Consider the following 9,620-nt stretch of genomic DNA (forward strand, 5'->3'; position numbering starts at 1 on the left):
TTCGGGTTGCTCTTCCTGCACGAAGTGTGCGGCCTTCACCGTCACGATCTCTTGATTGGGCCATGCACGACAGAATTCCCGTTGTGCGCCGATCAGAAAGCCAGCCGGGTCCGCGTCAATGAACAGTTTCGGGATTTGGCTTTGCGACAGCCACCGTGCATAGGAATCGACGATGCTGACTACATCCGATGGCTCGCCCGCAATCGGCAATTCACGTGTCCAGGTCAACATCGGCTGACGCAAGAGGCCGGGGATGCTCCAATAGCGGCGGTACACTTCGAGCGTTTCCGGAGGAATGTTGCGCAGAGGAAGCAGATATTCGATGAAGAGATTTTTTTGCAGGATGATGTCCTCGCCGGCCGGCGAGCGTTGCGCCTGGAAAAACGCCTTTGTGTTTTCGGGCCATTCATCCCAGGATTGGAAGGGACGCACAATGCCTTCCATGTAGGCGATTGCCTTGACGCGGTCTCGATGACGCTGCGCCCACGCGAAACCGAGCGCAGCCCCCCAGTCGTGGATGACCAGGATCACATTGTGGTCAACGCCAATCGCGTCGAACCAGGCATCGAGGTAGCGCTGATGATCGACGAAGCGATAGCCGCCATCGGGCGCCGGGGCGGAGTAACCCATACCGACAAGATCGGGCGCAAGACAGCGGCCGAACGGCAGGAGATAAGGGATGATCTTACGCCACAGATAGGAGGGCGTCGGAACGCCGTGCAGGAACACGATCGGATCGCCTGTGCCGGCATCGACATAAGCCATGTCGGTACCGAGCACCCGGACGTATTTGCGATGTGAGAAGTCTTCTGTTGAGATCGGGGGATGAGGGACATGCGGCATTGATGTACTCCTGTGCAGCGTCGCCCGGGGCGTAAACGCTGCCGCCTCCTGAGGCGTTTCGGAGTGGACCTGTCGAAGAACGCGAAAGTGGCCCCGTGGCGGGAAGGATATCTGGTTGACCCTCAACGAGAGCCATTCAACGATCTCATCCCGGGAGCGCAGGCCAGACCGCACACGAGCATCCGGCACGTTGCGCTCTGTGGAACCGCTTTGCGGCGCTTATCGTATTGCCTAGAATGCGGCCGATAGATCAAAGAGCAACGCTTCATTTCGGAGCGCCGGTTGACGGGACCCACAAAGGCGAAGCGGACGAACACGGCAAAGCAACGATCCGCAGCGCTGCGGAAGGCGCTGTCCTCAACTCTGATGATTCTGTCGGTCGATCGGGCCGGATCGCTCGCGCTGCAAACACAAATCTATCAGCAGATCCGGGAGATCATCGTTTCGGGAGCCGCGCGCCGTGGGACGAAGCTTCCGGCCACCCGAACCCTGGCGCACGCCCTGAACTGCTCGCGCAACACTGTCATAGCCGCGTTTAGGCAGCTGCTGGCCGAGGGCTACCTTGAGTCCCGCGCCGGTTCAGGAAGCTTCGTCGCGCAGGTGCTTCCTGAAGACTATTCGCGGCCCCATTGGTTCGAAAAGGGCCCTTCAAGGCCAGGGCGGCGAATGGAGCTGTCGGAACGCGGCCAATCTATTCGCCAGCAGGCCTGGTCACCCTGCGATCGTTACAGCGCCTTCATTCCCAACCTGCCCGACGTTCTCGAGTTTCCGTTTGAGCTCTGGCAGCGGCTTCACGGCAGCATTTGGCGTGAACCTCCGCGAAACCTTGCCCTCCACCATGGCGCGGCCGGCCTTGCCAGCCTGCGCGAGATGGTGGCGGACTATCTAAGGGTGTCGCGCAAGGTCGCATGCCAGCCCGAGCAGGTCATCATAACAACCGGGACACAGCACGGGCTGGATCTGACGGCGCGGCTCTTGTTGGACCCGGGGGACAGGGTTTGGGTCGAGGACCCTGGCTATACCGGCCTTCGAGGGCCGTTGCGCAGCGCAGGTGCCGAGCTTGTGCCCGTTCCGGTCGACGCGGAGGGATTGTGCCTGCCAGTTGCGCGCGAGGTTGCTCCCGGCGCCAAAATGGCGGTCGTGACCCCTTCGCGTCAATTTCCGCTTGGCGCGGTGATGTCGCTCGCACGGCGCACGGCGCTGCTTGATTTTGCGGCCGCGAATTCGATGTGGATCGTTGAAGACGACTACGACAGCGAGTTTCGCTACGCCGGCAGCCCAATCTCCGCGCTTCAAGGATTGGATTCGGGCACGCGTGTCATCTATATCGGGACTTTTTCAAAGACTCTGTTCCCGGCGCTGCGCATTGGCTATCTGGTTGTTCCGAAACATCTGGCGCGAGACTTCGTTGCGGCGCGTTCGACGTTCGATATCCAGCCGCCGATATCCGACCAGCCGGTGTTGGCAAAATTCATCGCAGACGGGCATTTCGCATCCCATACGCGACGGATGAGGGGTATTTATGAAAAGCGCCATCATACCCTCGTCGCCTCCCTCAAGACCACCTTTGGCAATGATTTGAGCATCTCGTCGACTGGCGCCGGTCTTCATCTCATCGTCACCACTCACGGCCGGCTTCTCGGCAGAAACGACGACCGGTCGGTTGTCGAAAGGGCCACCAAGCGCGGTCTCATTCTTCACGCGGTCTCTGGATACTGTGTCAAACAAAACCGCAGTGGCGAGTTTCTGGTTGGACTTGGAACGGTAAACGAAGCGACGATTCCCCGCGCCGTGTCGACCCTCCATCGGGCATTTTTGACGAGCGCTAATCGTACGACAAAATGATTCGCATGTCTTTTTGCGGCCAGGCGATTGCCTGTCGCATTGAGCGTGACGGGCGCGCCGCTTCCGCGTGAAGTGCCGCGTGATTTCCGCAAGCGACACCGCGTTCAGGACGCGATCGGACGGAACGCTGGGGACAGGGCGACGCTTCGGGGCTTGCAAAGCCGTATGACGTTCGGCGTATCTGAGCGCGCTATTAGCCGCTTCCTAAAATGGGGCTTGGCGATGAGCTATGGTCCAATACATATCGCCTGCTGCTGAACGCCACCGCCGAGCAATTGCAGCCTCACGTGCTCAGCGCGGTGCATCTGCACTAGACGTGGGCGTGCGAGTGGTCTAGCGAACTGCGTCATGAGGACCAACGAGGACAAGGACGCCGGGCAGGCGGCCGCTGCGCGCGGCACGCAGTCGGCATTCGTGGCCGTGGACTGGGGCACCAGCAGCTTTCGCGGCTGGCTGATGTCGGCTGGCGGCGAGGTGCTCGCCGAAAGCCGCGGCAGCGAAGGCATGCTGCATTGTAGCGGCACGGGTTTCGCGCCGGTGCTGCGCGACCATCTCGCCAGGCTCGGCGCGCCGGAGGAAATTCCGGTCTTGATCTGTGGCATGGCCGGCGCGCGGCAGGGCTGGATCGAGGCCCCCTATCTGAAGACGCCGACGCGGCTCGATGCGCTGCACGAAGGCGCGATCCGGGTCGACGCCGCCGCCGACATCCGCATCCTGCCCGGCCTTGCGCAGGCGCGCGCCGACCGGCCCGACGTGATGCGCGGAGAAGAGACGCAGCTCCTGGGCGTGACCGAAGCGGATTTCACCGGCCTCGTCTGCATCCCCGGCACGCACAGCAAGTGGATCAGGATCGAGGCGGGGGCCGTCACCGAGTTCTCGACCTACATGACGGGCGAGCTGTTCTCGGTGATTTCGCAGCACAGTATCCTGGTCCATGCGATCGAGACGGGTGAGCCACAGTCGGCCGATGGCCGACCATTCCGCGACGGTGTTGCGATGGCGCAGACCGCGCCCAGCGGCTTGACCGCGTCGTTGTTCCGGTTGCGCGCCGCGCAGCTTCTGGGCTTTGAGCAGCGTTCGGACGGCGCGGCACGGCTCTCCGGCCTTTTGATTGGCGCCGAGATTGCCGATGCAGTGCAACGGCACGGTGCGCGACAGGCGCTGCGGCTGATCGGCGCAGGCGGGCTCGGCGGACTGTATGAGGTTGCGCTGCGCGAGGCGGGCTTCGACGTAAGCGTCGTCGATGCCGAAGGTGCCTCGCGACGCGGCCTTGCCAAGGCCGCCATCAGCATCTGGGAAAGCAAGGGCCTGACATGACACTGACACCAACGATCGCACCAACCGTTCCCTGGCCCGAGGTGAAACGCTCGCTCGTGGCGATCCTGCGCGGCATCCGCCCGGACGAGGCGGAGATTATCGTCGAAGGCCTGATCGATTGCGGTTTTGAAATGATCGAGGTGCCGCTCAACTCGCCAAATCCCTTCGTTTCGATCGAGCGGCTCTGCAAGCGTTTTGGCAAGCACTGCCTGATCGGCGCCGGCACGGTGCTGACGGTGGCCGACTGCGCACACGTCGCCGACGCCGGCGGCCGCTTGATGGTCAGTCCGAACGTTGACCCCGACGTGCTCAAGGCGGCGCGGGCGCGGCGGATGGTGACCATGCCCGGCGTGTTCTCGCCGACCGAGGCCTTTCTGGCGCTGCGCTCCGGGGCCTCCGCGCTGAAATTCTTTCCTGCTTCGGTCCTCGGGCCAGCCGGCATCGCCGCACAGCTCGCCGTCCTGCCGAAGGACACGATGGTGGGCGCGGTCGGCGGCGTGTCGGACAAGAATCTCGCCGCCTATGTGGCGGTCGGCGTGCGCGCCTTCGGGCTTGGCTCGAGCCTCTATCGTCCGGGCATGACCGCCGCCGAGGTGCGCGAGACGGGGCGGGCTTCGGTCGCTGCCTATGACAGCGCCTTGCGCGAGGCGCGCGGCTAGACAAATCGTCATCGCGTCTGCCGCTCGCCGCCGGCGATCGTGATGACAGCGATGATGATCACACCGGTCATGACCAGGCGCACGCCGGGGCTGGCGCCAAAGATGTTCAGCATCGTCACCAAAAGATACATGAACAGCGCGGCGCCCCAGATGCCCGGCACATTGCCGCGCCCGCCGGCCACCGAGGTGCCGCCGATCACGACCACCGCGATCGAGGCCAGCAGAAAATCGTCGCCCATGTTGAGCGCCGCGCCGCCGGAAAATCCGGATTGCAGGATGCCGCACAGTCCGGCAAGCAAGGCGCTGAGCACATAAGTCGCAAACCGCGTTCCGCGCACGTTCAGTCCCGCGAGCCAGGCCGCGCGTTCGTTCTGCCCGATCGCGGCGACGGTCCTGCCATAGACCGTGCCCTTGAGGATCACGGCGACGGCGAGGCTCAGGAGACAGATCGCGATCGCCGCAAGCGGTATTCCAAACATCCGAACGGTGGCAAATTCGGCGAGCGGCGGCGGCGGCTTGATGCGCAGGCCGCGGCCATAGGAAATCGCCGTCGACAGCACCAGAAAGCTCGACGACAGCGTCGCGATGATCGGCGGAATCCGCAGCAGGCGGATCAGCGTGTAGTTGACGATTCCGACAACGAGGCTCGCGCCCATCGCCGCCAAAATCCCGATCAGCATGTGCGCGGAATCCGTATCCATCACCTTCATCGCGATGACGCCGGACAGCGTCATCGTTGCGGGAATGGAGAGGTCCACATTTCCCGGCCCTGTGGTAATCACCATCATCTGGCCGAGGCCGACGATGACCGTGAAGGTGCCGAAGGCGAGCGCCGAGGTCAGGATTTCGCCTCCGCCGTGTCCGCCCGCGAAGGCGACCGCAAGGCCCCAGACCAGCGCCGCTGCGAGGAAGGACCACAGCCAGGGTTTTTCGGCCAGATGCGTGCGAAGCCCGGTCATGACCGCTTCTCCCCATAGGTCACCAGCGCCCGCATCGCCAGCACGACGATGAGAATGGCGCCCTGGGCGCCGATCTGCCAGTCCGGCGAGATTCGCAAGAAGATCAAAAACGCGCCCGCCAGTGCCAAGGTCAACGCGCCGACCACCGCGCCCATCGGATTGACCCGCCCGCCCATGAACTCGCCGCCACCGAGGATCACGCCCGCGATGGAATAGAGCGTGTAGCGGTCGGCGACATGGGCATCGGCCGAAGTCGTGAGCCCGAGCAGCGCAAGACCGGAGAGCAGTCCGAACACGCCGGCCAGCATGTACATGACGACCTTGGTCCGCAGCATCGACCAACCGGCGCGCGCCAGCGCCTTCGGGTTGCCGCCGGCCCCGCGCGCGATCACGCCAAAGCTCGTGGTCATCAGCGCGAGATGGACGATCACGCCGATCGCGACCGCGGCCAAAATCGGAAAGGGCACATAGGGCGTCTGCACGGTCATGAGCGCCTTGAGCGCGGCCGGCGCCTTGCCGCCCGGCGACGGCAGGATCATGACGGCGATGCCGAGCCAGACGAAGGACAGCCCGAGCGTGACCACGATCGAGGGCAGGTTGCGCGCATGAACCAGCGCGCCGACAAGACCGTAGGCGAGCACGCAGGCGACGAGGGCGGCAGCGCCGAGCACGGGACTGGCATTGAGCGCGGTCGCGGCGATCACGCCGATCAGGCCGACAAAGGGGCCGATCGACAAGTCGAGATCGTTGACCGTGATGATGAACATCTGCGCTGTCGTCGCGAGCGCGATCGGCACCGCATATTGCAGCATCAGATTGAGCCCGAAATAGCTCATGGTGCGCGGCTGCACGTAGAATGTCGCGGCGAGCACGATCGCCAGTGTCAGAAAGGGCAGGGCGGCGCGGAGCAAACGCGGATTGGTCATGTTCCGCTCTCCGCAAAGGAAGCCTGCAGCACGCGCTGTTCCGACAGATCGGCCGCGTCGATCGCTTCAGTGATCCTGCCATTGCGGAAGACGTAAACGCGGTCGCAATGGGTCAGTTCGTCGACCTCGGTCGTGTACCAGAGAAAGCTGCGGCCGGCGGCCGCCTCGGCGCGGATCATCGCATAGACCTCGAGCTTGGTGCCGACGTCGACGCCGCGCATCGGATCGTCCATGAGAATGACGGTCGCGTCGGAGCCGAGGGCACGGGCAAACAGCGTCTTCTGCTGATTGCCGCCCGAAAGGGTGAGGATATTGTTGTCCATGCTAGGGGTGCGGATCGCGATGCGGTCGCGCCAGGTGCGCGCGAGCTGCGCCTCAGCCGTGGGATCGACAAAACCGCGGCGGGTCAGCGAACGCAGCGAGCGGACCGTCACATTCTGCGCGATCGACCACAGATCGAAGATGCCGTCGCTCTGGCGGTCGCCAGCGATGAACGCCATGGGCCCGTCGACCTCGGCGCCTTGCCGGGCGAAAATCTGCAAAAGCGTTTTGGTCTGGCCGTGGCCGGCAAGGCCCGCAAGGCCTGTTATCTCGCCCTTGTGGACGATGAGTTCGCTGCCGGCACCCTGGCCGCTCGGCCGGGCGCGCACCACGACCGGAGCATCCGGCTTCGGCGCCGGCCGCAACTGTTCTGACACGGCGACGTCATTGAGATCGGAGCCCATCGCGGCCATTAGCGAGGCGCGGTCGAAGGTTTTGGCGGGACGCGCGGCCACCGCCTTGCCGTCCTTCATCACGACGATGCGGTCGGACGCGGAAAGAATTTCGCCGAGCAGATGCGAGATCAGGATGATGGCCGTGCCGCGTGCGGTTTCCTTAGCGATGTAGGCCAAAAGCTGTTCGGCGGTCACCGCATCGAGCGAAGAGGTCGGCTCGTCGAGAATGACGAGACGGAGCGGGGCGCTGGTGACGGTGAATGCGCGGGCAATTTCCGCCATCTGCCGCTTGCCGATCGGCAGATCGCCGACTTCATCGTCGGGATTGATGCCGTGTCCGGGAAAAATCTCGTCGAGTTTTGTGCGGATCAGCGTGCGCGCCCGCGCCTTCCAGCCAAAACCGCTGAGCGCGCCGTGCACGATGCGGGCATTTTCCGCGACGCTGAGATTGGGACAGAGCGACAGCTCCTGAAAAACGCAGCGAATCCCGGCCGCCTGCGATGACGCCGACGACCACGCCGTCTTCGGCTCGATGCCGCCGACCGTAAGCCGCCCGGTATCCGGCGCGAGCGCGCCGGCCAGCACATGCATCAAGGTCGACTTGCCGGCGCCGTTGTGTCCGACGAGACCCAGGCATTCGCCGACGCCGACCACGAGATCGACGCCCGCCAATGCGCGGACGGCGCCGAAGGATTTTTCGACGCCGTCCAACCTGATCGCTTCAGCACTCAAGGCGCGACACTCGAGGGTTACTTGCCGGCTCCCGCAACCACCTTCGCGGCATCCTCGGCGGTATATTCGACGTTGGCGACGCCGCCCTTCTCGGTGGTGGCGAGCGACTTTTCGAGGTCGGCCTGGTCGATCTGCAGGAACGGCACGGTCAGGTCCTTCGGCACCTGCTTGCCGTCGAGAATCATCTGCGCGACCCAGAAGGCCAGCGTCGAAACGCCGGGCGCGATCGAGACCGACATCGTCTCATAGCCGTTCTTGTCCTTCTGCTCCTTCCACCATTGCAGCTCGTCCTGGCGGTTGCCCATGATGATGAGCGGGGTCGGACGCCCGGCCGCGGCAAAAGCCTGCGCCGCGCCATAGCCATCGCCGCCCTGCGTCACCACGGCCTTGATCTCGGGCAGCGAGGGCAGAATGCCGGCGACTTCCTTCTGCGCCACCTCCTGCGCCCAGTTGCCGTGCACCGAGCCGACGATCTTGTATTGCGAATTGGCCTTCACGCCTTCGTCGATCCCCGAATGAATCGCGTCGTCGACGAACACGCCGGCGAGGCCGCGAATTTCGAGCAGGTTGCCGCCGGCCGGCATCTTCTTGGTGAGGTAGTCGACCTCGACCCGGCCCATCTTCTTGAAGTCGACCGCGACGCGCCAGGCGCAGGGCTCGGTCACGATCCCGTCGAACGAGACCACGGTAATACCGGCATCGCAGGCCTGCTTGATGACGCCGTTCAGGGCATCGGGCGAGGCCGCATTGACGACGATGGCGTTGTAGCCCTGCAGGATCAGATTCTGGATCTGGGCCGCCTGTTCGGTCACCTGGTTCTCGGAGGTGGTATAGGCGTCAGCCGCCGCGACGACGCTGGAGGCGACCGCCGGCTTGGTCACCTTGTCCCAGCTCTTCAGCATCGCCTGGCGCCAGGAGTTGCCGGCATAATTGTTGGAGAGCGCGATTTTCTTATCCTTGGTATCGGCGTAGGCCGCGCTCGCGGCGAGCAGCGCGCCGACTGAAACAACGCCCAAAAGTGCCTTCTTCATAAAACCTTCTCCCACATCTTTTCAGGAAATCGCCGAGAGCGGCGCGGCCGATCATTGTGCGTCGAGCCGGTGTGCAGGCTAGCATAATCAGATTGTCTGACAATGTCGGCCGGCCCGCGAATTTGCGCATGAGGTGTCACCTCAAATTTGGATGCGAAGGGATTGCCAACAAATCCGGCGTCGTCGCCCGGTTTGCCGCCTTCGCTAAGGCTCCGGCGCGCCCTTGAAGTTCGTGGCCATGCCGAAGCCTTGGCGTAGTCGGGAAGCGGGGCATGACAGCAGAGAAACATGGCGCCGCATTCCCGCGGCGCGAAACGCGCCCGAGTTGTGCATCGTGCTCGCCCTCGAAAATCAGAGGGCGCAGGGAATGCCGGGTGAAGGCCTCACCCATGGCCCGCCTGCAAACAAAAAACGCAGGCGGCAGTTACCACAGGTTCAGCCAAATCATCCCTTGGATTCAATCGGTCGTCGCAACGCCGGTTATTTTCATTGATGAGATCAGCTGGTCAAGCGCTTCGGCTGGAGTTTTCCAGCCCAGCGTCTTTCGAGGTCGGGCATTGAGAGCTTCAGCGACGGCGGATATTTCGTCGGC

General features: G+C 63.6%; 8 protein-coding genes. 3 read left to right on the forward strand and 5 right to left on the reverse strand.

All coding sequences use genetic code 11. The features are described 5' to 3' along the window. Positions 1 to 843, reverse strand: an 843-nt coding sequence (locus JOZ76_RS33935; RefSeq protein ID WP_291705744.1) for a haloalkane dehalogenase, incomplete at its 3' end; no start/stop codon positions are given. 282 nt (positions 844 to 1,125) lie between these two features. On the opposite strand from JOZ76_RS33935, the gene pdxR reads away from it, so the two are divergent. The 3 genes from pdxR to JOZ76_RS33950 all read left to right on the forward strand — a co-directional run bounded on the left by pdxR (position 1,126) and on the right by JOZ76_RS33950 (position 4,664). Next, positions 1,126 to 2,688, forward strand: a complete 1,563-nt coding sequence (pdxR, locus tag JOZ76_RS33940; RefSeq protein ID WP_291705745.1) for a MocR-like pyridoxine biosynthesis transcription factor PdxR — start codon at positions 1,126 to 1,128, stop codon at positions 2,686 to 2,688. Between the two features lie 348 nt (positions 2,689 to 3,036). Beyond that, positions 3,037 to 4,005, forward strand: coding sequence for a 2-dehydro-3-deoxygalactonokinase (locus tag JOZ76_RS33945; RefSeq protein WP_291705746.1), 969 nt, complete (start codon positions 3,037 to 3,039; stop codon positions 4,003 to 4,005). Beyond that, a complete protein-coding gene (locus JOZ76_RS33950) occupies positions 4,002 to 4,664 on the forward strand; it encodes a 2-dehydro-3-deoxy-6-phosphogalactonate aldolase (protein WP_291705747.1) in 663 nt (220 codons plus the stop codon). Before JOZ76_RS33945 ends, JOZ76_RS33950 begins: the two co-directional genes overlap by 4 nt. An 8-nt stretch (positions 4,665 to 4,672) precedes the next feature. Here JOZ76_RS33950 and JOZ76_RS33955 read toward each other — a convergent pair whose 3' ends face one another. From JOZ76_RS33955 to JOZ76_RS33970, 4 genes are read right to left on the reverse strand one after another with little or no spacing between them, the layout of a single operon-like run. Beyond that, on the reverse strand, positions 4,673 to 5,623 hold the full coding sequence (locus JOZ76_RS33955; RefSeq protein ID WP_291705748.1) for an ABC transporter permease: 951 nt from the start codon (positions 5,621 to 5,623) through the stop codon (positions 4,673 to 4,675). After that, positions 5,620 to 6,549 (reverse strand): ABC transporter permease, encoded by a 930-nt coding sequence (locus JOZ76_RS33960; RefSeq protein ID WP_291705749.1) that lies wholly within the window; start codon positions 6,547 to 6,549, stop codon positions 5,620 to 5,622. Before JOZ76_RS33960 ends, JOZ76_RS33955 begins: the two co-directional genes overlap by 4 nt. Beyond that, positions 6,546 to 7,997 carry a sugar ABC transporter ATP-binding protein gene (locus tag JOZ76_RS33965; protein WP_291705750.1) on the reverse strand — a complete coding sequence of 484 codons (1,452 nt, stop codon included), beginning with the start codon at positions 7,995 to 7,997 and terminating at the stop codon, positions 6,546 to 6,548. The genes JOZ76_RS33960 and JOZ76_RS33965 overlap by 4 nt, the downstream gene beginning before the upstream one ends. Before the next feature lie 17 nt (positions 7,998 to 8,014). Beyond that, on the reverse strand, positions 8,015 to 9,028 hold the full coding sequence (locus JOZ76_RS33970; RefSeq protein ID WP_291705751.1) for an ABC transporter substrate-binding protein: 1,014 nt from the start codon (positions 9,026 to 9,028) through the stop codon (positions 8,015 to 8,017). Positions 9,029 to 9,620 lie beyond the last annotated feature (592 nt).

Origin of the sequence: Bradyrhizobium sp. (assembly GCF_019244115.1) — a bacterium.
GTDB lineage: Bacteria > Pseudomonadota > Alphaproteobacteria > Rhizobiales > Xanthobacteraceae > Bradyrhizobium.

Bases quoted from the DNA above. Each gene is read 5' to 3' on its own strand.
- JOZ76_RS33945 (WP_291705746.1), top strand. From the start codon at position 3,037: ATGAGGACCAACGAGGACAAGGACGCCGGGCAGGCGGCCGCTGCGCGC.
- JOZ76_RS33950 (WP_291705747.1), top strand. From the start codon at position 4,002: ATGACACTGACACCAACGATCGCACCAACCGTTCCCTGGCCCGAGGTG.
- JOZ76_RS33955 (WP_291705748.1), bottom strand. From the start codon at position 5,623: ATGACCGGGCTTCGCACGCATCTGGCCGAAAAACCCTGGCTGTGGTCC.
- JOZ76_RS33960 (WP_291705749.1), bottom strand. From the start codon at position 6,549: ATGACCAATCCGCGTTTGCTCCGCGCCGCCCTGCCCTTTCTGACACTG.
- JOZ76_RS33970 (WP_291705751.1), bottom strand. From the start codon at position 9,028: ATGAAGAAGGCACTTTTGGGCGTTGTTTCAGTCGGCGCGCTGCTCGCC.